Consider the following 20,608-nt stretch of genomic DNA (forward strand, 5'->3'; position numbering starts at 1 on the left):
AACAGAACGCTTATGGTTACCGCGAAGCACCGAATCGTGATCGTCGGCGGCGGCACCGCCGGAATCTCGGTGGCAGCCCGCCTTCTTCGGCGTGGCCACTCCGACGTCGCCGTCATCGAACCGTCGGACACGCACTACTACCAACCGCTGTGGACCCTGGTCGGCGGCGGGCACGCCAAGGCGTCGACGACGGCACGGCCCGAGGCGTCGGTGATGCCCAGGGGCGCGACCTGGATCAGGAACGCGGCGGCGGCAGTCGATCCCGACAACAACACGGTCACCTGCGTCGACGGTGCCGTATACGAGTACGACGTGTTGGTGGTCAGCCCGGGCATCCAGCTGGACTGGGACCGTGTCGAGGGGTTGGCGGACGCGCTCGGCTCCGGCGGGGTGTCGTCGAACTACCGTTTCGACCTCGCCCCGCGGACATGGGATTTCATCAAGAATCTGCGTTCGGGCACAGCGGTGTTCACGATGCCCTCGGGACCGATCAAGTGTGCCGGGGCGCCGCAGAAGATCGCCTACCTGGCCAGCGACTACTGGCGGTCACAGGGCGTGCTGTCTGACATCGACGTACATCTGGTGGTGCCGACACCGCGGTTGTTCGGAATCCCGGCGATCGCCGACAGTCTCGACGCGATCGCGGCGGACTACGGCATCACGGTGCACACCAACGCCGAGGTGACCTCCGTCGACGCCGACGCCCACAAAGTGGGCGTGACAGCGACCGGCGGTGGGGGATCCGACACCATGCTGTCCTACGACGTGTTGCACGCCGTACCACACCAGTCGGCACCGGACTGGATCAAGTCCGGCCCGCTGTCAACCGGTGACACGGGCGGTTACGTCGAGATCGACAAGCACACCATGCAGCACGTGCGCTACCCCAACGTGTTCAGCCTCGGAGACGCTGGATCCTCACCGAACTCCAAGACCGGTGCCGCGATCCGCAAGCAGGCCCCGGTCGTCGTCGCCAACGTCGAGGCGTTTCTGGCGGGCCGGCCGCTGCCGGCCTCCTACAACGGGTACGCGTCGTGTCCGATCGTCACGTCCTCGCACGCGATGCTGCTCGCGGAGTTCGACTATGACCTGAACATCACGCCGTCATTTCCGTTGCTCGACCCGACTAAACCGCACCGCAGCTACTGGTACCTCAAGAAATACGGGCTTCCGTTCATGTACTGGAACCTGATGCTCAAGGGCCTTGCATAGGAGAACGAAAGGAAACGATCATGGCAACCAGAAACCTGACCTTCGACGACTTCGAGTCCACCATCGTCGACAATCCGATTGTGCTGGTGGACTTCTGGGCATCGTGGTGCGGCCCGTGCCGTGCCTTCGCTCCGATCTTCGAACGTTCCTCGGCAGCACATCCGGACGTGGTGCACGCCAAGGTTGACACGCAAGCCGAGCGAGATCTGGCCGCCACGTTGGAGATCCGCTCGATTCCGACGGTCATGGCGTTCCGCGACGGTGTCCTGGTGTACAGCCAGCCCGGAGCGATGCATCCGGCGGCGCTCGAGGATCTGATCACCCGGGTGAAGGCGCTCGACATGGCGGAGGTCCACGCCAAGATCGCCGCACGCAAGGCGGCGTCAGCCTCGCACGGTTAGGCCGGGCTCCTACCGCCACCGGCGACGGTCGGCTGGCCGCCGGGAAATGCGCAATTGTTGTGCGGTGGCAAACAATTTAAGCTGTTTAACGGCCGCTCGTTCCGCTGGATCGAGGGAAATCCGGGAACGGAGCGCAAAATCCAGCGAACTTTCGCGGCGGCCTGTTCGGATGACGACCTAGTCGAGCCGGCCCACGGCGACGACGCGCAGCACCGCGGCGCCTACCTCGTCGGAGGCCGCCAGGTCCACCTCGGCGGTGAAACCCCAGTCGTGGTGGGCAGCGGGATCGTCGAAGATCTGCCGCATCCGCCACGTCTCGGCTGCGCGGTCGATGATCAGCAGCGCCGGGCCCCGCGCGTCGGCGCCGGTGCCGACGTCATCGTGCTCGTCGAAGTACTCGTCGCCGACCTGCGCCCAGCGCTGCGCCGTCCAGCCCGAATGGGTATCGAGCGCCCCGAGTTCGTCCCAACGCCGACGGGCGAACAACTCGACCCGACGGAACAACGCGTTGCGCACCATCGCGGTGAACGCGCGGTCGTTTCCGGTCACCGGGCGCGGCCGGGCCGGCACCGCCACAGGCGTGTCGTGCGGCTTGTCCGGGCTGGTCAGCTGTTCCCATTCGTCGAGCAGGCTCGAATCCACCTGGCGGACAAGCTCGCCGAGCCATTCCACGATATCGGTGAGCTCCTCGGTCCTGGCCGGGGCGGGCACCCCGGAACGCAGCGCCTTGTACGCGTCGGACAGGTAGCGCAGCACCGCACCCTCGGCGCGGGTCAGCCCGTAATCGCTGACATACTCGCGGAACGTCATTGCGCGTTCCCACATTTCGCGCACCACCGACTTCGGTGACAGCTGCGCGTCGGCGGCCCACGGGTTGCTCTGCAGATACACCTCGAAGGTGTGCTCGAGCAGTTCTTCCAGCGGTTTGGGGTAGGTGACGTCGTCGAGCAGTTCGATGCGTTCGTCGTACTCGATGCCCTCGGCCTTCATCGCCGCCACCGCCTCACCGCGGGCCTTGTTCAGTTGCGCGGCCAGGATCTGACGCGGGTCCTCCAGCGTCGCCTCGATCACCGAGACCACGTCCAGGGCAAAGGTTTCCGACGCCGGATCGAGCACGTCGACGGCGGCCAGCGCGAATGTCGACAGCGGTTGATACAACGCGAAGTTCGGGGGCAGATCGACGGTCAGCCGGTAGCGGCGCCCGTCGGGATCGGGTTGGTCGAGTCGTTCGATCACCCCGGCCTGCAGCAGCGACCGCGCGATGCCGACGGCTTCGCGGATGTACTGCAGCTGCCGTTTGCGCGGCTCGTGGTTGTCGGTGAGCAGCCGCCGCATCGCCTCGAACGGGTCACCGGGACGGGCCACGACGTCCAGGATCATCGCCGTCGACACCCTCATGTTGCTGGTCAGTGGCTCGGGGGCGGCCCCGATCAGCCGCTTCATGGTCGACTCGCTCCACGGCACCATGCCCTCGGGCACCTTGCGGCGCACCAGCTTCCGCCGCTTCTTCGGGTCATCGGCGACCTTGGCGAACTGCTTGAGGTTCTCCACCTCGTGGTCGGGTGCCTGCACGACGACGGTGCCCGCGGTGTCGAAGCCGGCCCGGCCCGCCCGGCCCGCGATCTGATGAAACTCCCGCGCGTTGAGTAGTCGGGTGCGCACACCGTCGTACTTTGACAACGCCGAGAACACCACGGTGCGGATCGGCACGTTGATGCCGACGCCGAGCGTGTCGGTGCCGCAGATCACCTTGAGCAGCCCGGCCTGCGCCAATTGTTCGACCAGCCGCCGGTACTTGGGCAACATCCCGGCGTGGTGCACCCCGATCCCGTGCCGCACCAGCCGCGACAACGTCGACCCGAAGGCCGTGGAGAACTGGAACGCGCCGATCATCTCCCGGATTTCGGCCTTCTCCTGTTTGGTGCTGACGTTGACGCTCATCAACGCCTGCGCGCGCTCCAGCGCCGATGCCTGGGTGAAGTGCACGACGTAGATCGGGGCCTGGTTGGTGTCCAGCAGGTCGCCGATCGTCTCGTGCATCGGCGTGGTGGCGTACGAAAAGAACAGCGGCACCGGGCGTTCGGCGTTGGCAACCAGTGCGGTGGGCCGCCCGGTGCGCCGGGTGAGGTCGTTCCGCAGGAACGTGACGTCGCCCAGCGTGGCCGACATCAGCAGGAACTGGGCGTTGGGCAACTCCAGCAGCGGCACCTGCCAGGCCCAGCCGCGGTCGGGATCGCCGTAGAAGTGGAACTCGTCCATCACGACCAACCCGATGTCGGCATTCGCGCCCTCGCGCAGTGCGATGTTGGCCAGCACCTCCGCGGTGCAGGTGATGATCGGCGCGTCGGCGTTGACCGCGGCGTCGCCGGTCAGCATGCCGACGTTGACCGCGCCGAAAACTTCGCAAAGCGCGAAGAACTTCTCACTGACCAGCGCCTTGATCGGCGCGGTGTAGTAGCTGCGCCGCCCGCCGGCCAGCGCCGCGTAGAGCGCGCCGGTGGCCACCAACGACTTTCCGGAACCGGTGGGTGTCGCGAGGATGACGTTGGCGCCGCTGACCAACTCGATCAGCGCCTCCTCCTGCGCTGGGTACAGCGCGGTGCCGTTGGCCTCGGCCCAGGCCGCGAACGACGCGAACAGCTCGTCGGGGTCGGCGCCCTTGGCGCGCAGCGCCGACAGATCGTCCGGATCGTCCAGCAGGGGTGCGCTGTCGGTCATGGCGCCGAACGGGGCATGCGGTCAGCTCCGACGGGCCTGTCGGAACGGGATGTCGCGGTCGGTCTCGGGTTCCTTGGGCAGACCGAGGACCCGTTCGCCGATGATGTTGCGCTGAATCTGGTCGGTGCCACCGCCGATCGAGGTGAAGAACGCGTTGAGCGTCAGGAAGTTGACGTCGTCGGCCACCGGGTTCTCGGGGCCGGCCAGCAGCGCCTGCGCGCCGATGATCTGTGTCTTCATCGCGGCCTCGGTGTGCAGGATCTTCGACATCGCGAGCTTGCCGAGCGACATGATCGAACTCGAGGTCCCCTGTGTCGTGGCGGCTTTCGCGCGGGCGTTGTTGAGCCTGTTGAGCTCCCGCAACGCCAGCACCTTCGCCAACCGGTAGCGCACCGCAGGGTCGTCGAGCACGCCGTGTTCGCGGGCGAGGTCGATCAGGCTGTCGGCCTTGCGGCTTCGGGAACCGCGGGCGCTGTCGCCCATGATCGAGCGCTCGTAGGCCAGCGCGGTCTGCAGCGCCCGCCAGCCGTTGCCCGCACCACCCAGCAGGTAGTCGTCGGACACCCGCGCATCGGTGATGAACACCTCGTTGAAGTGCGACTCGCCGGTGATCTGCACCAGCGGACGGACATCGATGCCGGGCTGCTTCATCGGCATGATGAACAGGCTCAGCCCTTTGTGCTTGGGCACATCCCAGTCGGTGCGGGCCAGCAGCAGCGCGTAGTCCGCGCTCAACGCGCCCGACGTCCACACCTTCTGCCCGTTGACCACCCACTGGTCACCGTCTTTGACCGCGGTGGTGCGCACGGCCGCCAGATCCGAGCCCGCGCCCGGTTCGCTGTAGAGCAGGCAGGTGCGGGACCGCTCGACCAGGAAATCGCGCAGCAGGTCGGTCTTGAGCTTCTCGCTGCCGAGTTTGAGCGCGGTGTTGGCCGGGATGTTGTACTTGTCCTGCCGGGAGCCCGGCGCCTTGATCGCCGAGAACTCCTGACCGATGACGGCCGCCAGGTCGCTCGGATATCCGCGACCGAACCACTCGGTCGGATAGGTCGGCACCGCATAGCCGGCGTCGAGCACCCTCTCCAACCACGCGATCCGCTCCGGTGACGACACCCACGGGTCATCGGATTTCGGAAGCGGAGACCAGTTGTCGCGCAACCATTCTCGAACCTCGGCACGCAACTCCTCGGGGCTGGGCAATTTCGTCGCCATGTCAGGCACCTTTCGCGACGAGGTAGCGTTCGCGGTGAAGGCGCGGGTCGCCGAACAACTGCAGCCCGGTGCGCGCCCGCCGCAGATACAGGTGGGCGGGATGTTCCCAGGTGAACGCGATACCGCCGTGCATCTGGATCGCGTTCATCGCGACGGTCTCGTAGGCCTCGGCGCAGGTGAAACCCGCCAACGCGATTGCCCCGCTGACGGTTTCGCTGCCCGCGGCCATCTCCGCGGCGGCGTGCTGGGCGGCCGACGTCGCGTTCTCGAGTTCGAGCAGCAGGTCGGCGGCCATGTGTTTGAGCGCCTGGAAGCTGCCGATCGCGCGGCCGAACTGCACCCGCGTCTTGAGGTAGTCAACGGTCATGTCGAAGATCGCGCGGGCACCGCCGACCTGTTCACCGGCGCAGGCGATCACGGCGTAATCCAGCGCCTGCTGCACGGCGTCCCACCCCGCGGTGCCGAGCCGACGCGCGGGCGTGTCGGCGAACGTGAACGTCGACAGCCGTACGGTCGGGTCGAAAACCGTTACGGCCGTGCGGTCGAACCCCTCGGCGTCGGGTGCGACCTCGAAGACACCGATGCCGTCGTCGCTGCGGGCGACGACGAGCACCACGTCGGCCACCTGGCCCCACGTGACGTAGTGCGCGGCGCCGGTCAACGCGCTGTCGGCACCGACTCGGACGTCGACGCTGTCTGCCGTCCAGGACCCCGACGGGCCGGTGATTGCGACCGTGCCGATCGACGTGCCGTCGGCGAGCCCGGGCAGCAACCGCTGTTTGTCGTCGTCGGAGCCGGCGGCCCGCACGAGCGCGGCGGTCAGCACCGCACTGGCGATGAACGGCGCGGGCAGCAGTGCGGCACCGGTCTCCTCGGCGACCGCCTCCAGCTCCAGGGCACCGAAACCCAGCCCACCGTGCTCGTCGTCGACGAGCATGCCGAGCAGACCCTGCTCGGCGAGCCGGCGCCACAGCTCACGGTCGAAGCCCTCCTCGGTGCCCATCACCCGTCGCACGTCAGCCTCCGTGCACTTCTCGCGCAGCAGCTCGCCGACCGCGGCGCGAAGTTGCGCGCGCTCGGCCACACTGATCGTCATCGCCAACCGCCTCTCTTGGCCCGCTGCGTTCACCACAGAGCATGCCCTGCACGCCGCGGGCGTCCACCGGTGGGTTTGAGAGGCGGCGCGGCTGGAAATGGCTCGATCATGCCCACGCCACGAGTTGCGACGTCGATCCTCGCGGTCAGCGCGCTCGCCCTGACCGGGTGCGCGGCGTTCACGAACAAGGCCGCGACCAGCTCGGAGACGTCGACCACGCAGGGTTCGGCGGCGGCACCGCGCACCGAGGCGGTCACGCCGGCGCCCACCCCGCCGCCGTCGACCACCGGGGTGCCGCCGACCGGCGACGTCTCGCTGGCGATCGACGACCGTGGCGATCTGGGCGAGATCGTCGTCGACAGCTCCGGACGGGCGCTGTACGCCTTCTCAGCTGACCGACCCAACCAGCCCACCTGCTACGACACCTGTGCCGAGACCTTCGTGCCGCTCCTGGCCGACGGCAATCCGGCGAGCGGCACCGGCATCGACGTGGCCGCCGCCCAGACCGTGCCGCGGCGCGACGGCGGAAACCAAGTTACCTACAAGGGGATTCCGCTCTACCGGTACGCCGGCGACAGCGGCGACAAGGTCGCCCATGCCCAGGGCCTGGACATGTTCGGCGGCCAATGGCACGTGCTTGCCAAAAACGGCAGGCCACTGGCCTGAGGAATTTGAGGAATAGCCTCGCATCAAGCGGCGTTACCGCGCCCGGACGGCAGGTAGGGGAGCGCATGGAATTCGGGATCTCCACCTTCGTCAACGACGACACCATCGACCCGGTGTCGCTGGCGCGGGCGATCGAGGAGCGCGGGTTCACCGCGTTGGCGGTCGCCGAACACACCCACATCCCCGCGAGCAGGCAGTCGCCGTATCCGGGCGGTGGGGAGTTGCCCGACGTCTACTACCGCACGCTGGACCCCTTCGTCACGCTCGCGGCCGCGGCGGCCGTGACCTCGAAGATCGAGCTGGTCACCGGCATCGCCCTGCTCATCCAGCGCGATCCGATCATCACCGCCAAGGAGGCCGCCAGCATCGACCTGATCTCGGGCGGGCGGTTCGTGTTCGGCGTCGGCGCGGGCTGGAACCTCGAGGAGATGCGCCACCACGGCACCGACCCGAGGACTCGCGGCGCGCTGCTCGACGAGCGCATCGAGGCCGTCAAGGCGCTGTGGACCACCGAACCCGCCGAGTACCACGGCCGCTACGTGGACTTCGACGCGTCCTACCTGCGGCCCAAGCCGGTGCAGAAACCGCACCCGCCCATCCTGATCGGCGGCGACTCCGACGCCACCGTCAAACGCGTCATCCGCCACCAGGCCGGGTGGATCTCCAACCCGCTACCGGTGCCGCGGCTGACCCGGCGCATCGAGCAGATGCGCGCGGGCGCAGGCCACGATGTGCCGCTGACGACGTTCGGCACCCCGATCGACCCGGACTACTGGCAGGCCATGGAATTGCTGGGGTACCGGCAGGCGAACCTGCTGTTGCCGACGAAGCCGCTGGACGCATCGCTGCGGCTGCTCGACGAGTACGCCGCGGCGGTCGCGAAGTACCGCGGCTAGCCCCGCCGCGTCTCGACACCTGTCGAGTTCCTATTCTGGCTGCATGAGCAATGACGCTGATGCCGAGCGGGTCGCCGAACTGGCGCGCAAAGTTGTCGCCGAGGCCGACCCGAAGAAGGTGCCCATCCCGGAGTTCCTCGGCGCCTGCTACGACGCCGGCCTGTCCTGGGTGCACTTCCCCGAGGGCCTCGGCGGGCTTGGGGTGTCCCGCGGGTTGCAGGCGGTGGCCGACCGGATCCTGCAGGGTGCCGGCGGGCCGGTGCCGCTGGGGCTCAACCCGATGGGCTACGGCATGGCGGCGCCGACGATCCGCGAGCACGCCCAGACCGAGGACGTGAAGCGGCAGTGGCTGCGACCGCTGGCCACCACCGAGGACCTGTGGTGCCAGCTGTTCTCCGAGCCCGGCGCCGGGTCCGATCTGGCCGGGCTGGCCACCTCCGCGGTGCGCGACGGCTCGGGAGAAGGGGAGTGGGTGATCAACGGGCAGAAGGTGTGGACCAGCCTCGCCCACCGCGCGCGCTGGGGCCTGCTGCTCGCGCGCACCAACCCCGACGTGCCCAAGCACAAGGGCCTGACCTACTTCGTCATCGACATGCACGGCGAAGGGGTGGAGACCCGCCCGCTGCGCCAGATGACCGGCCAGGCCGAGTTCAACGAGGTCTATTTCTCCGACGCGCGGATTCCCGACAAGCACCGCCTCGGTGAGGTCGACAACGGCTGGGCCGTCGCGATGACGACGCTGATGAACGAGCGCACCGCGCTGGGCGGCAGCGGCAGCAGGCGCGGCGCGGGCACCATCTCCGATGCCACCGGCCTGTGGGCCTCGCGGCCCGAACGGCACACCCCGGTGCTGCGTGACCGGCTCACACAGCTGTGGTTGCGCTCGGAGGCGCAGCGCCTGACCGCGGAGCGCTCGCGGGCCACCGCCACCGTCGGTGGTCCCGGCCCAGAGGGGTCGATCGGCAAGCTGGTCGGGGCCGAACTCAACCAGGACATCTACCAGTGGTGCATGGATTTCCTTGGGCCCGAGGGGCTTCTGTACCACGGATATCAGCAGGGCCCGCGTACCGGGGACGAAGACTGGCAGGGCCCGATTCAGCAGCGGTACCTGCGCAGCCGCGCCAACACCATCGAAGGCGGCACTTCCGAAGTGATGCGCAACATCCTCGGCGAACGCATCCTCGGGCTGCCCGGTGATCTGCGCGCCGACGCCGGGATGCCGTGGAAGGAGATCCCCCGTGGCTGAGAACGTATCGGGCACCGAGTACAGGTTCACCGACGAACAGAACCAGTTACGCGACGCGGTAAGGAAATTCAGCATCGAGCACTTCTCCGAGGAGAAGGTGCGCGAGGTCATGGAGTCCGACCCGGCCTTCGACCCGAAAACGTGGGCGCGGCTGGGCGGCGAGCTCGGCGTGCTCGGCCTGTCGGTGCCCGAGGCCGACGGCGGAGTCGGCGGCACGCTGGTAGACCAGGCCGTTGCGATCGAAGAGCTCGGCGCGCGGCTGGCGTGCGGGCCGCTGTTCGGCACGGTCTACCTGGCGATCCCGGCGCTGGTGGCCGCCGGTTCCGGCGCCGCACGGGATGAGCTGTTGGGCGACTTGATCGAGGGCACCCGCACCGCCGCGTTCGCCGTCACGGATCGGGCCGGCGTCTTCGATCCGGCCGCTGTGACGGTGGCCGCATCCGGAGATACTTTGTCGGGCAACGTGTCTCAGGTGATCGACGCAGGCATCGCCGATGTGCTGCTGGTCGCCGCGAACGGCGCCGACGGGGTGGGCTTGTACACGGTCGACACCTCCGCGACCGCAGTGCAGCGCACCCCGTTGGCGACCCTGGACCTGACCCGGTCCGCGGCCAACGTCACGCTCACCGACGCGCCCGCGCAAAGAATCGCCGGGCCCGACGAGACCGAGCGGGTGCTGAACCACGCGCTGCAGGTCGGTGCCGCGCTGCTGGCCGTCGAGCAGGTCGGCGCCGCCCAGCACCTGCTCGACCTGTCGGTCGAGTACGCGAAGTCGCGGCTGCAGTTCGGCAGGCCGATCGGGTCGTTCCAGGCGGTCAAGCACCGCCTTGCCAACCTGCTTGTCGATGTCGAGCATGCGAGATCGGCTGCCTATCACGCGGTTTGGGCGTTAACCGACGGGTCCGACGAGCCGGCGCTTGCGACCAGCATCGCGCAGGCGGTGTGTTCGGCGGCACTGACCCACGTCGCCGCCGACACCATCCAGGTGCACGGCGGCATCGGGTTCACCTGGGAGCACCAGGCGCACCTGTATTACAAGCGCGCCACCACCGACGCCGCGCTGCTGGGCAGCGCCGAGCAGCACCGCGACCGGGTCGCGTCGATGGTGCTGGACGGCGCCGAACCGGCCCGGGTGCCGCGGGTCGCCGACGGCCTACCCGTCTGAGACGACCCGTGATCGTCACCGTCGCCAAGGTGGAGGACTTCGACCAGTTCCTGAAGACCTTCGCCACGGCCGGCGTCGAAAAGCGCCGAGAGCACGGCTGCCGGGGCTCACGGGTGTTCCGGGATCCCGACGATCCCGACAAAGTGTGGGTGGTCTTCGATTGGGACATCGAAGATTACGAGGGGTTTCTCGCCGATCCTGACATTCCGGCGATCGCGCGGCAGCTCGCCCTGAAGGAACCTCCGGTGGAGGCGAAACCCGTCGCACAGTACGACGCCTGAGGCGGTCCGCCCCCAGCCCCCGACTGTTCTCAGACGGAGATGATCCGTACGGTCGGGCTCATGGACGTTTACGCCCTCGCTTTCGAATGGACGGACACGAACCGGCACTGGCTCATCGAGGTTCCGGTGCGAATCGCCATCTATCTGGTGGTTGCGCTGCTCGTCCGCTACCTGCTGCATCGGATGATCGACCGGGCCACCACCGGTAGGCGCCGTAACAAGAGTCGTGACGAGGAACGGCCGCAGGAGCAGACACGGCCGCAAGAACAGGCAAAGCCGCCGCTGCTGCGCCACCTGCGCGACAAGGTGCCGAAGGTCGCCAGCAGCCAGCAGATCGCCGAACGGCGACAACAGCGTGCGAAGACCATCGGGTCGGTGCTCAAGTCGATCGTGTCGATCGTCTTGCTCACCTGGGTGATCCTGGCGATCCTGAGTGTGCTCGGGGTGAACATCGCGCCGTTCATCGCTTCCGCCGGTGTGGTGGGTTTGGCGATCGGCTTCGGCGCCCAGAACCTGGTCCGCGACTTCGTCAGCGGCATGTTCATGCTGTTGGAGGACCAGTACGGGGTCGGTGACATCGTCGACGTCGGCGAGGTGATCGGCGAGGTGGAAAGCGTCGGGCTGCGGATCACGAGGCTCCGAGACATCGACGGCACCCTCTGGTACGTGCGCAACGGCGAGATCGTGCGCGTCGGCAACATGAGCCAGGAGTGGGCCTACGCGCGGCTCGAGCTGCCGGTCTCCCTGTCCGCCGATGTCGAAAAGGCCAAAGAGGTCGCCCTCGAGGCCGCGGCGGAGGCGGTCGCCCAGCCGTCGATGGCCGCCAAGGTGCTCGGTGAACCGGAGATGTACGGAGTCCAGGAGGTCGCGCCGGACCTGTACACGCTGCGGATCCTGTTGAAGACGCGCCCGAACGAGCAGTGGAGCGTCCAACGCCAACTGCGCGCCGAGATCCTGCGTGCGTTCGACGAGAACGGCATCGACCTGCCCTACCCGCGCGGGCGCATTCACGCCGTCGTCGGGGGCTGACGGAGCCGTCAGCGCCCGAAGCCGGCCTTGCGTAACGCGTCTGCCATCGAACCGGTGGGCGCATCGGCCGGTGGGCGTCGCTGCGGGCGGCCTTTGCGCCGGAAGCTGCGGTCGGGCCGCTCACCCTTGTCGGCCGGTTCGTCGTCGAGCCGCAGGCTCAACCCGATCCGCTGACGCTCGACGTCGACGTCGATGACCTTCACCCGCACCACCTGCCCGGAGCGCACCACCTCGTGCGGGTCTGACACGAACCGGTCGGCCATCGCCGAGACGTGCACCAAACCGTCCTGGTGCACGCCGACGTCGACGAACGCCCCGAACGCCGCGACGTTGGTGACCACACCCTCGAGCACCATGCCGAGCTTCAGGTCGGCCACCTTCTCGACCCCCGCGGCGAACGTCGCCGTGGAGAACGCCGGCCGCGGGTCGCGCCCCGGCTTCTCCAACTCGGCGAGAATGTCGGTGACGGTGGGGATGCCGAACCGGTCGTCGGCGAAGTCGGCGGGTTTCAGCGACTTCAGCGCCCGCTCGTTGCCGATGAGCTCAGCCAGCGTGATCCCCGAGCGATCCAGGATGCGGCGCACCACCGGATACGACTCGGGGTGTACACCGGAGGCGTCGATGGGATCGTCGCCGCCGCGGATCCGCAGGAAGCCGGCGCACTGCTCGAATGCCTTGGGCCCCAGCCGCGGAACGTCGAGGAGCGCCTTGCGGTCGCGGAACGGCCCGGTCGTGTCGCGGTGGGTGACGATGGCCTCGGCCAGCGACTCCGACACACCCGACACGCGGGCGAGCAGCGGCACCGACGCGGTGTTCAAGTCGACGCCGACCGCGTTGACCGCGTCCTCGACGACTGCGTCGAGGCTGCGGGCCAGCGTGCCGGGCGTCACGTCGTGCTGGTACTGCCCGACGCCGATCGACTTCGGGTCGATCTTCACCAGTTCGGCCAGCGGGTCCTGCAACCGTCGCGCGATCGAGACGGCGCCCCGCAACGTCACGTCGAGCGTGGGCAGTTCGCGCGCGGCATACGCGGATGCCGAGTACACCGAGGCGCCGGCCTCGCTCACCATCGCCTTCGTCGGCGCGTCGGCACCGGCCGCGCGGATGTCGGCGATGAGCTCCGCGGCCAGCGCGTCGGTCTCCCGCGACGCGGTGCCATTGCCGACGGCGATCAGCTCGACACGGTGACGCGCGACGAGCGCGGCCAGAGTGGCCTTGGCCGTATCCCATTGGCGCTGAGGCTGATGCGGAAAGATCGTCGCGGTGTCGATCACCTTGCCGGTGCCGTCGACGACAGCCACCTTGACGCCCGTGCGGTAACCGGGGTCCAGGCCGAGCGTCGTGCGGTTTCCCGCCGGCGCAGCCAGCAGCAGGTCCTTGAGGTTGGTCGCGAACACCGCGACCGCCTGTTCTTCGGCGCGGTTGCGCAGCCGTATGCGGGCGTCGACCTTCGCCGAGATCATCAGCTTGGTCCGCCATGCCCATTCGACGGTGCCGACCAGCCACGTGGTCGCGGCGGCGTTCGCCGTCATGTCGATGCCGAGGGCCTTGGCGATCATGGCGTGGTACTGCGCGTCGTCGCCGCCGTCGAAGCTCAGCGCCAGGATCTCCTCCTTCTCGCCGCGCATCGCGGCGAGCACCCGGTGCGACGGCATGGTCTCCAGCGCCTCGCGGTAGTCGAAGTAGTCCCGATACTTCTGTGCTGCCGCGCTTTTGGCCACCTCGGCGGACCAGGGCGCGGTGTGCAGCGAACCCGCCTTCCAGAACTGCTCCCGCACGGCGCCCACCAGCTCGGCATCCTCGGCGGCGCGTTCGGCGAGGATGTGGCGGGCGCCGTCGAGCGCCGCCGCGGCGTCGGGAACGTCGGCGCCGACGAACTCCGCGGCGGCCTTCTGCGGGTCGAGGGCCGGATCGGCGAGCAGCCGAACGGCCAGCGGCTCCAGGCCCGCCTCACGGGCGATCTGCGCCTTGGTGCGCCGCTTGGGCTTGTACGGCAGGTAGATGTCCTCGACCCGCGATTTGGTCTCGGCCGTCATCAGCGCGGCCTTCAGCTCGTCGGTGAGCTTGCCCTGCTCCTCGATGGAGGCCAGCACGGCGGCGCGACGCTCATCCAGTTCGCGCAGGTACTGCAGGCGTTCCTCGAGCGTGCGCAGCGCGGTGTCGTCCAGGCTGCCGGTCGCCTCCTTGCGGTACCGGGCGATGAACGGCACGGTCGCGCCGTCGTCGAGCAGCCGGACGGCCGCGGCGACCTGCGCCTCGTCGACGGCCAATTCCTCAGCAAGACGGGCATTTACAGACTTCAGGCTAAAGCTCTGTGGCACGCGGCGACTCTACAGGCCGGGCCCGACAGCACCGAAGGTGTGCCGGGGCCGCGTCGCGAGAAGTCAGCGACGCAGGGGTGCGGCGGCCTCGAACGCCGCCGCCTTGCCGTCGGACTGCCACCGCAGCCAGTTCTCCCACCGGCTGAGGTTGGCCTGCTGCCATCGGCGGTCCACCCAACCCGAAGCACGCCGCGCCAGCTCGAGCGCCAGGATGAGCGGAGACCGCAACAGCAGCAACAGGATTCCCGGCACCGCCGACGGCAGGCGGTAGCGGCGCCGGTTCCACGGCAGCATGTACAACCCGAGATAGCCGGCCTGCACCCGGTAGTGGTACTCGGCGCGCAGTCGCGCGAGGCCGCGCTGCGCGGGTGCGGGCGCGAAGGCGGGAACGAATGATTCGACGAGTTCTGTGCCGCTGTCGGCGCTGTCGTAGCTGCGCGCGGCGTCGGCCATGAACAGGATGCGCCACGCGTCGGCGACGGTCTCGGGAAAGTAGCCGTCGCAGCGCACGCCGACCAGATGGCCGCAGTAACGGTTGAAGTGCAGCACCGCGCGCACTTCCCGCGCGGAGGTGAGGTGGCCCAGCAGATACAGGCCCAACGCCGGCGCGACGCTGCCGCCGAGCAGCGTCAGCAGCATGGCGGACTGGCTGATCGGCAGCCCCCAGCGTTCGGCGTCCCACTCGGGGTGCTGCTTGACCCGTTCACGGACGCTGACATGCATGATCCGCACATGCATGGAGATGTTGCGGCCCAGCGAGCCGGGTGTGAGGACGGCGCCCGGTCGGCAGACCTCGATCCACCACCGCGACGTCTCCAGGTAGCGGTGCAGTGCCCGCTGGCCTGCATAGCCGCCCGAGAGCGACAGCGGCACCGCCAACCAGCCCTCGGTGTAGGTGTCGTTGGTGCCGGCGTTGCCCAGCGCTCCGAGCGCGTACGCCCAGCGCCGCCACACCGCGGCGCCTTCCTCGACCAGCTCCGGGTCGACCCACCCGGGTAGTTGCTCGAACTCCGCGAACAGCGCCCGCATCGACTCGGGCGCCTCGGGCACGCTGTCGATGCTGTCGCGCTGCGCCCGCTCGACGAGCTCACGGGCTTTTCTGGCGCCGAGCTCACCGTGGTAGGTCTCGGCGACGAACCGCTCCGCGACGGGATCGCCCTCGGTCAAGCCGGCGATGAAGGCCCGCGCGACGGCGTCGGTGGGAAAGAGGTCGACGCCGGTGAGCCGCTTGACCAGGTTGCGCAGCCCCACGCGCCGGCCGTTGCACTCCGGATAGCGGAAGGCGGTCGGCGCCCCCGGCGGTCGCGGCGAGGGTTCGGGCATGGCTCTGTTGTACCGCCCCTGTGGGTCAGACTGCGTGCCGCCTGGCCGTGACGAGCACCGCCAGCCCCAGCACCGCCGCGGTGACCGAGGCGGCGATTAACACCGACGTGGTCTCGTGCAGCCGCACCGCGATGCCGACCAGCGCCCAGACGATCACCAGCGCGTAGGCGATGTCCCGGTGGCGCAGGCACATCACCAGGCCCAGCGCGCCCGCCACCGCGACCATGATCACGCCCCAGGTCGGCTCGGAAAGACCGAAGCCCGACCAGCCGGCGTCGTCGAGGGTGATCGTCGCGTTGGCGATCGTGGCGACCGAGATCCAGCCCAGGTAGACCCGGAACGGGATGTGCACCGTCCACCGTTCCACGGTCGAGGCCGGTGGATGGGCAGCCTGGATGCGGTAGATGACGATCAGCGCGCCCAGCAGCACGACCATCAGCAGCATGCTCAGCGGGAACCGATTGTGGTGCCACGCGAAAAGCCAGCAGCAGTTCGCCGCCGCGGTCAGCACGTACCAGGGCGCGATGGCCCGCGCGGCGCCACTGTCGGTGCGGCCCTGGGCCAAAGTGAGGCTCAGGTAGACGCTGTAGGCGATCACCCCGAAATAGATGAGGCTCCAGATGGAGAACACGTAGCCGGCCGGCGCGAAGTACACCTCGCTGCGGCGGGTGACGTCGCCGGTGGTCTGGCCGTTGATCGGCAGCGCGTTGGCCAGGTAGTTGACCACGAGGGTGGCCACCGTCGCCAGGGTGACGACGAGCGGCAGGAGCAGCGTCGTGATCGAACGGCTACCGACGGACCTGCTCACCACGGGGGCTCCTTCGTGCCTGATACGCGATACGTGCCCGTTCACCGGGAATTCTAACCCTTCGCGGCGCCGGGCGACGTGAGACCGAGACGCGTCGCGTTGTCGAAGTCGTCGTCGATGAGAACGACCTCGTGACCCGCGCGGTCGAGAAGCGAGGCCGCGATCGACGACCGATAGCCCGACTCGCAGTGCACCCAAACCGTCGAGGCGGGAACCTCGCCGAACCGCTCCGGCAGTTCGTGCAGGGGAATGTTGACCGCCTCGGGGATGTGGTCCTCCTCGTACTCGTTGCGCTGCCGCACGTCGAGCACCGTCACGGCACCGGCGCGGCGCTCGCCGGCCAGCGCCGCGAAGTCGGCCACCGGATAGGAGCCGAGCGGACGCCCGTCCCGCAACTCGTCGATGTCACCGGCGGCTGCCCCCGCCAACCGGTCCACACCGATCCGTACCAGTTGCCGCCTGGCTTCGGCGATCTGCTCGGGAGATTCACCGATCAGCGTCAACGGCGCGCCCCAATCGTAGAGCCAGCCGAAATAGGTGACGAACGAGCCGGACAGCTCGAAACCCAACGCTCCCTGCAGATGTCCGGCCGCGAACGCCGTCCGGTTGCGCAGATCGACCACCCACTCACCGGCCTCGAGCCGACGGCGAAGCTCCTTCGGGTCGACGGGCTCGGGCGGCGTGAGATCCACCGGAGCCGGGCCTTCGCGATTGATGACGCCCATGTGCGCGTAGTAGGCCGGGTACGCCGACAGGCCCGCGATCAGTTCATCGACGAAGCTCTGTTCATCCTGGGTCAGCGCCGGATTACGTTGCCGCTCTTCACCGATCGTCGACGCATCACCGGAGGCCGGGGTGGCCGAACAGAAGCTGCCGAAGCCGTGGGTGGGGTAGATCGGGACATCCGCGGGCAGCCGGTCAGCGAGCTTTCGCACCGAGCGATACTGGGCGCGGGTGAGCTCCTCGGTGTCCTGCGCGCTGATCAGATCGGTGCGTCCGGTGGTGCCGAACAGCATTGAGCCGCCGGTGAACACGCCGTGGATCGCGTCGTTCTCATCGCGCAGCACATAGCTGACGTGGTGGTGGGTGTGGCCGGGGGTGTGCATCACCTCCAGCCGGATGGGTCCCGCGTCGATGACGTCGCCCTCGGTGGCGGGGTGCCGCGGATAGTTCACCTCATCGCCGGCGGGCACCACGTATCGGGCGCCGACGATGCGGGACAGCTCGAGCCCGCCGGTCACATAGTCGTTGTGCAGGTGCGTCTCGAGCACATGGGTGATACGGGCCCCGTGGGCACCGGCCAGCATGAGCACCCGGTCGATGTCGCGCTGCGGATCGATCGCCACGGCGACGCCGCCGTTGGTGACCAGATAGCTGCGGTCACCGAGTCCGGAGGTTTCGATGATCGAGACGTCCATGAGATTCTCCTTCGATCAGCGTAAGACGATCGTGTCGACGAGCACATAGGCGGCGACGGCGAAGACCAGGTAGGCGAACCAGCGCTGCAGGCGTGCGGTGTCGATTTTGGTGCCGAAGTAACCGGCGACCAGCGAGGCGAGCATGGCGGCGCCGACGAATGCTGCGGTGATCGACCAGTCCAGGCTGACGCCGTTGAGATGCGAGAAGAGCCCGGCTATCGAGTTGGCGACGATGATCAGCAGCGAAGTGCCGATCGCCGTGGACATCTCGACGCCGAGCACCACGACGAGCGCCGGAATGATGAGGAACCCGCCGCCGACGCCGAACAGACCGGTCAGCAAGCCGACTGCCAGCCCGGCGCCGAGAGACCGCGGTGCGCAGCGGCGCCAGTTGACCCGGCCCTCCCTGACTTCACAGGCGGTGCCGGTGTTGCTCTGGTCGGCCAGCATGCGGATGCCCGCGACCACCATCACCACCGCGAACCCGATCAGCAGCGCCGAATCGGGCAGGTGCCTGCTGAGCGTGCTGCCGACGATGCTGCCCGGGATGCCCGCCGCCGCGAAGATGGCGGCCATCCGCCAGCGGATCTGTCGCGCGCGGATCTTCGGCAGCGCCCCGACGGCCGAGGCCGTGGCGACGACGACCAACGACATCGGAATCGCCTCTTGCACACCGAGGTTCATCCCGTAGACCAGTGCGGGGACGGCGAGGATCGAGCCGCCGCCGCCGAGCAGGCCCAGCAGCACGCCGATCAGCGCACCGAGCCCCAGGCCCATCGCCACAGTCATGGATCGCCGTCGTTCGGTCTACCGGCGCCAGAACCTGCCGAGAGTGCGCCGCGGCGGCTCGGTCACCTTTTCGCAGCGGCACTGCTGCGCGGCGGGCACCGACGCCATCACCTCGTCCACGTGCTGGCCGCAGCCCTCCCACGTCGTCTTACCGCAGGACGGACATCGAACCGGGTAACACATTGTCACACCTTTCTTTTCGGTTCTCCTCGGCCCGATCGCTCAGACCATGGCGCGGGCGGTTGCCCACTCGTCGTATCCTCCCAGCAGGTCGGTCACCTGTTGGAACCCGTTGGCGCGCAGCAAGGATGCCGCGACACTCGACCGCCAGCCGCCCGCGCAGTGCACGACGATCGGCTTGCCATTCGGCACGTCGCCCATCCGGACACGCAACTGCGCGAGCGGGATGTGCACGGAGCCCGGAATGGCGCCGCTTGCCCGCTCACCGGCGTTGCGGATGTCGATCAGCGTCACCGCATCCCGCGCCAACAGGTCGTCGAGCTCGGCGGCCGTCGTCCGCGGAGCCGACTGCACGAGGTCGGCCAGTTCGGCGGGGAAGTGCCCGTCGCGGCCGACGTTGAGGTAACCGACGGTGTTGTCCGAGCCGATCCGGGCCAGCCGCAGCGCGGCCTGCTGCTCCTCGCCGGGGTAGGTGATCAGGACGATCTGCGCACCGACCTCGGCCACCATCCCGCCCGTCTCGGCGAACCGGCCGTCGAACCCGACGTTGACCGACCCGCGCAAGTGGCCGGCGGCGAAGTCCTCGACGCTGCGGGCGTCCAGCACGCGCACGTCGGCGGCCAGTGCCGCCCGGATCTGCGCCGGCGTCATCTCCGGGACCGTGCGGTCCTGGCGCAGCAGCGGATGCACCCGCTTGTTCATCGCGGCGTCGGACGCGAAGTAGGCGGGCGCGGCGGGCTGGCCATCGGTGATCAGCTCGACGAACGCGTCCTCGCTCATCGGCTGCACCGAGGGGTTGGTCAAACGCTGTTCGCCGATGGTCGAGGTGAGCTCGGCGGACAGGTTCTTGCCGCAGGCCGAACCGGCGCCGTGGGCGGGCAGCACCTTCACATGATCAGGCAACGTCAGCAGCTTGGCGTGGATCGTGCGATACATCGCCCGGGCCAGATCGGTCGTCGAGCTCTCCCCGATGTTGACCAGATCCGGCCGGCCGACGTCACCGATGAACAGTGAGTCGCCGGTCAGCACGGCTACAGGCTCGGCGTCGGCACGTTCACGGACGAGCACGCTGATCGACTCCCAGGTGTGCCCGGGAGTGGACATGATCTCCAGCTCCACGGTGCCGAGCGAGAGGCGTTCACCGTCGGCCAGCCTGCGGATCGGGTAGTCGGTCTCGGCGGCCTCGCCGAAGCCGATCCAAGCGCCGGTCGCGTCGACCAGCTCCAGGTGCCCGGAGACGAAGTCGGCGTGGAAATGCGTGTTGATGACGCCTTCGATCGTGAGGTTGAACTTCCGCGCGTCGGCGAGGTACTCGGTGATGTCGCGGCGCGGATCGACGACGACCGCGCGTCCGGTCGACTCGTCACCGATCAAGTATGACGCGTGCGAGAGGCACTCGATGTAGTACTGCTCGAGGATCATCCCCGGACTCCTTCCCAGTCGTCGGGACATCGATGCTGATACCCCGGCGGGTATGAAAGACAATACCCCAGGGGGTATATAATCCACAAATACCCCGCCGGTATAGTGGGCGGTGAGAGAAAGAAGGACGACCATGGTTGGTGACCAGGAAGCCATCGACGCGGTGCTCAACCGGCTGCGTCGGGCTCAAGGCCAGCTCGCGGGGGTGATCGCGATGATCGAGCAGGGCCGCGAATGCAAGGACGTGGTGACTCAGCTCGCCGCGGTGTCGCGGGCATTGGACCGCGCCGGGTTCAAAATCGTGGCGACCGGGCTTCGGGAATGTATGACCGGCGACCAGAACGGTAACGAGAAGCCGATGACCGAGGCGGAACTCGAGAAGCTCTTCCTCGCACTGGCCTGAGACAAAACGACCGAGGGAAGGA

Annotated in this window: 19 protein-coding genes; 9 read left to right on the forward strand and 10 right to left on the reverse strand. The window is 68.3% G+C overall.

The window, feature by feature from the left end:
* Window positions 1-12 precede the first annotated feature (12 nt).
* Together G6N28_RS11880 and trxA are read left to right on the forward strand one after the other, a co-directional pair.
* The gene (locus G6N28_RS11880; RefSeq protein ID WP_128109468.1) at window positions 13-1,212 is read left to right on the forward strand and encodes an NAD(P)/FAD-dependent oxidoreductase; all 1,200 of its coding nucleotides are present in this window, start codon (window positions 13-15) and stop codon (window positions 1,210-1,212) included.
* A 20-nt stretch (window positions 1,213-1,232) separates the two neighbouring features.
* Window positions 1,233-1,613 carry a thioredoxin gene (gene trxA / locus G6N28_RS11885; protein WP_163900485.1) on the forward strand — a complete coding sequence of 127 codons (381 nt, stop codon included), beginning with the start codon at window positions 1,233-1,235 and terminating at the stop codon, window positions 1,611-1,613.
* Window positions 1,614-1,790: 177 nt separating this feature from the next.
* On the opposite strand, the gene G6N28_RS11890 is transcribed toward trxA, so the two are convergent.
* The 3 genes from G6N28_RS11890 to G6N28_RS11900 are packed head-to-tail and all read right to left on the reverse strand — an operon-like array spanning window position 1,791 to window position 6,639.
* Complete coding sequence (locus G6N28_RS11890) at window positions 1,791-4,331, reverse strand: DEAD/DEAH box helicase (protein WP_163900488.1); 2,541 nt, start codon at window positions 4,329-4,331, stop codon at window positions 1,791-1,793.
* Window positions 4,332-4,352: 21 nt separating this feature from the next.
* Entirely contained in the window at window positions 4,353-5,543 is a 1,191-nt protein-coding gene (locus tag G6N28_RS11895) for an acyl-CoA dehydrogenase family protein (protein ID WP_163900490.1), read from the reverse strand.
* A 1-nt stretch (window position 5,544) separates the two neighbouring features.
* Window positions 5,545-6,639: an acyl-CoA dehydrogenase family protein gene (locus G6N28_RS11900; RefSeq protein ID WP_163900492.1), complete on the reverse strand. Its 1,095-nt coding sequence runs from the start codon at window positions 6,637-6,639 to the stop codon at window positions 5,545-5,547.
* A 108-nt stretch (window positions 6,640-6,747) separates the two neighbouring features.
* Here G6N28_RS11900 and G6N28_RS11905 point away from each other — a divergent pair, with 108 nt between their 5' ends.
* The 6 genes from G6N28_RS11905 (at window position 6,748) to G6N28_RS11930 (ending at window position 11,922) form a co-directional block, all read left to right on the forward strand.
* Window positions 6,748-7,305: a COG4315 family predicted lipoprotein gene (locus tag G6N28_RS11905; RefSeq protein WP_163900494.1), complete on the forward strand. Its 558-nt coding sequence runs from the start codon at window positions 6,748-6,750 to the stop codon at window positions 7,303-7,305.
* A 65-nt stretch (window positions 7,306-7,370) separates the two neighbouring features.
* Window positions 7,371-8,201: an LLM class F420-dependent oxidoreductase gene (locus G6N28_RS11910; RefSeq protein WP_163900496.1), complete on the forward strand. Its 831-nt coding sequence runs from the start codon at window positions 7,371-7,373 to the stop codon at window positions 8,199-8,201.
* A gap of 43 nt (window positions 8,202-8,244) precedes the next feature.
* On the forward strand, window positions 8,245-9,447 hold the full coding sequence (locus G6N28_RS11915; protein ID WP_163900498.1) for an acyl-CoA dehydrogenase family protein: 1,203 nt from the start codon (window positions 8,245-8,247) through the stop codon (window positions 9,445-9,447).
* The gene (locus G6N28_RS11920) at window positions 9,440-10,612 is read left to right on the forward strand and encodes an acyl-CoA dehydrogenase family protein (protein WP_163900500.1); all 1,173 of its coding nucleotides are present in this window, start codon (window positions 9,440-9,442) and stop codon (window positions 10,610-10,612) included. Before G6N28_RS11915 ends, G6N28_RS11920 begins: the two co-directional genes overlap by 8 nt.
* Before the next feature lie 8 nt (window positions 10,613-10,620).
* The gene (locus tag G6N28_RS11925; RefSeq protein WP_163900502.1) at window positions 10,621-10,893 is read left to right on the forward strand and encodes an antibiotic biosynthesis monooxygenase; all 273 of its coding nucleotides are present in this window, start codon (window positions 10,621-10,623) and stop codon (window positions 10,891-10,893) included.
* Window positions 10,894-10,953: 60 nt separating this feature from the next.
* Window positions 10,954-11,922, forward strand: a complete 969-nt coding sequence (locus G6N28_RS11930) for a mechanosensitive ion channel family protein (RefSeq protein WP_163900504.1) — start codon at window positions 10,954-10,956, stop codon at window positions 11,920-11,922.
* Between the two features lie 8 nt (window positions 11,923-11,930).
* Here the strand turns inward: G6N28_RS11930 and G6N28_RS11935 are convergent, their stop codons facing one another.
* From G6N28_RS11935 to G6N28_RS11960, 7 genes are all read right to left on the reverse strand, one after another.
* Window positions 11,931-14,243 (reverse strand): Tex family protein, encoded by a 2,313-nt coding sequence (locus tag G6N28_RS11935; RefSeq protein WP_163900507.1) that lies wholly within the window; start codon window positions 14,241-14,243, stop codon window positions 11,931-11,933.
* Between the two features lie 63 nt (window positions 14,244-14,306).
* Window positions 14,307-15,566, reverse strand: coding sequence for an oxygenase MpaB family protein (locus G6N28_RS11940; RefSeq protein ID WP_163900509.1), 1,260 nt, complete (start codon window positions 15,564-15,566; stop codon window positions 14,307-14,309).
* Between the two features lie 25 nt (window positions 15,567-15,591).
* On the reverse strand, window positions 15,592-16,377 hold the full coding sequence (locus G6N28_RS11945) for a TspO-related membrane protein (protein WP_163900511.1): 786 nt from the start codon (window positions 16,375-16,377) through the stop codon (window positions 15,592-15,594).
* Between the two features lie 50 nt (window positions 16,378-16,427).
* Window positions 16,428-17,792, reverse strand: a complete 1,365-nt coding sequence (locus G6N28_RS11950; protein ID WP_163900513.1) for an MBL fold metallo-hydrolase — start codon at window positions 17,790-17,792, stop codon at window positions 16,428-16,430.
* A 15-nt stretch (window positions 17,793-17,807) separates the two neighbouring features.
* A complete protein-coding gene (locus G6N28_RS11955) occupies window positions 17,808-18,581 on the reverse strand; it encodes a sulfite exporter TauE/SafE family protein (protein ID WP_128109481.1) in 774 nt (257 codons plus the stop codon).
* 18 nt (window positions 18,582-18,599) lie between these two features.
* Window positions 18,600-18,764, reverse strand: coding sequence for a DUF8730 family Cys-rich protein (locus G6N28_RS26735; RefSeq protein ID WP_165604689.1), 165 nt, complete (start codon window positions 18,762-18,764; stop codon window positions 18,600-18,602).
* A 39-nt stretch (window positions 18,765-18,803) separates the two neighbouring features.
* A complete protein-coding gene (locus tag G6N28_RS11960; RefSeq protein WP_163900515.1) occupies window positions 18,804-20,183 on the reverse strand; it encodes an MBL fold metallo-hydrolase in 1,380 nt (459 codons plus the stop codon).
* A 133-nt stretch (window positions 20,184-20,316) separates the two neighbouring features.
* Between G6N28_RS11960 and G6N28_RS11965 the strand changes: the two genes are divergently transcribed.
* Window positions 20,317-20,586, forward strand: coding sequence for a metal-sensitive transcriptional regulator (locus G6N28_RS11965; protein WP_128109483.1), 270 nt, complete (start codon window positions 20,317-20,319; stop codon window positions 20,584-20,586).
* Window positions 20,587-20,608 lie beyond the last annotated feature (22 nt).

Origin of the sequence: Mycolicibacterium pulveris, assembly GCF_010725725.1 — a bacterium.
Classification (GTDB): Bacteria; Actinomycetota; Actinomycetes; order Mycobacteriales; family Mycobacteriaceae; genus Mycobacterium; species Mycobacterium pulveris.

What these genes read in the sequence shown, in the direction of transcription:
- G6N28_RS11880 (WP_128109468.1), top strand. Translation starts at nt 13, where the DNA reads ATGGTTACCGCGAAGCACCGAATCGTGATCGTCGGCGGCGGCACCGCC.
- trxA (WP_163900485.1), top strand. Translation starts at nt 1,233, where the DNA reads ATGGCAACCAGAAACCTGACCTTCGACGACTTCGAGTCCACCATCGTC.
- G6N28_RS11890 (WP_163900488.1), bottom strand. Translation starts at nt 4,331, where the DNA reads ATGACCGACAGCGCACCCCTGCTGGACGATCCGGACGATCTGTCGGCG.
- G6N28_RS11895 (WP_163900490.1), bottom strand. Translation starts at nt 5,543, where the DNA reads ATGGCGACGAAATTGCCCAGCCCCGAGGAGTTGCGTGCCGAGGTTCGA.
- G6N28_RS11900 (WP_163900492.1), bottom strand. Translation starts at nt 6,639, where the DNA reads ATGACGATCAGTGTGGCCGAGCGCGCGCAACTTCGCGCCGCGGTCGGC.
- G6N28_RS11905 (WP_163900494.1), top strand. Translation starts at nt 6,748, where the DNA reads ATGCCCACGCCACGAGTTGCGACGTCGATCCTCGCGGTCAGCGCGCTC.
- G6N28_RS11910 (WP_163900496.1), top strand. Translation starts at nt 7,371, where the DNA reads ATGGAATTCGGGATCTCCACCTTCGTCAACGACGACACCATCGACCCG.
- G6N28_RS11915 (WP_163900498.1), top strand. Translation starts at nt 8,245, where the DNA reads ATGAGCAATGACGCTGATGCCGAGCGGGTCGCCGAACTGGCGCGCAAA.
- G6N28_RS11930 (WP_163900504.1), top strand. Translation starts at nt 10,954, where the DNA reads ATGGACGTTTACGCCCTCGCTTTCGAATGGACGGACACGAACCGGCAC.
- G6N28_RS11940 (WP_163900509.1), bottom strand. Translation starts at nt 15,566, where the DNA reads ATGCCCGAACCCTCGCCGCGACCGCCGGGGGCGCCGACCGCCTTCCGC.
- G6N28_RS11950 (WP_163900513.1), bottom strand. Translation starts at nt 17,792, where the DNA reads ATGGACGTCTCGATCATCGAAACCTCCGGACTCGGTGACCGCAGCTAT.
- G6N28_RS11955 (WP_128109481.1), bottom strand. Translation starts at nt 18,581, where the DNA reads ATGACTGTGGCGATGGGCCTGGGGCTCGGTGCGCTGATCGGCGTGCTG.
- G6N28_RS26735 (WP_165604689.1), bottom strand. Translation starts at nt 18,764, where the DNA reads ATGTGTTACCCGGTTCGATGTCCGTCCTGCGGTAAGACGACGTGGGAG.
- G6N28_RS11960 (WP_163900515.1), bottom strand. Translation starts at nt 20,183, where the DNA reads ATGATCCTCGAGCAGTACTACATCGAGTGCCTCTCGCACGCGTCATAC.
- G6N28_RS11965 (WP_128109483.1), top strand. Translation starts at nt 20,317, where the DNA reads ATGGTTGGTGACCAGGAAGCCATCGACGCGGTGCTCAACCGGCTGCGT.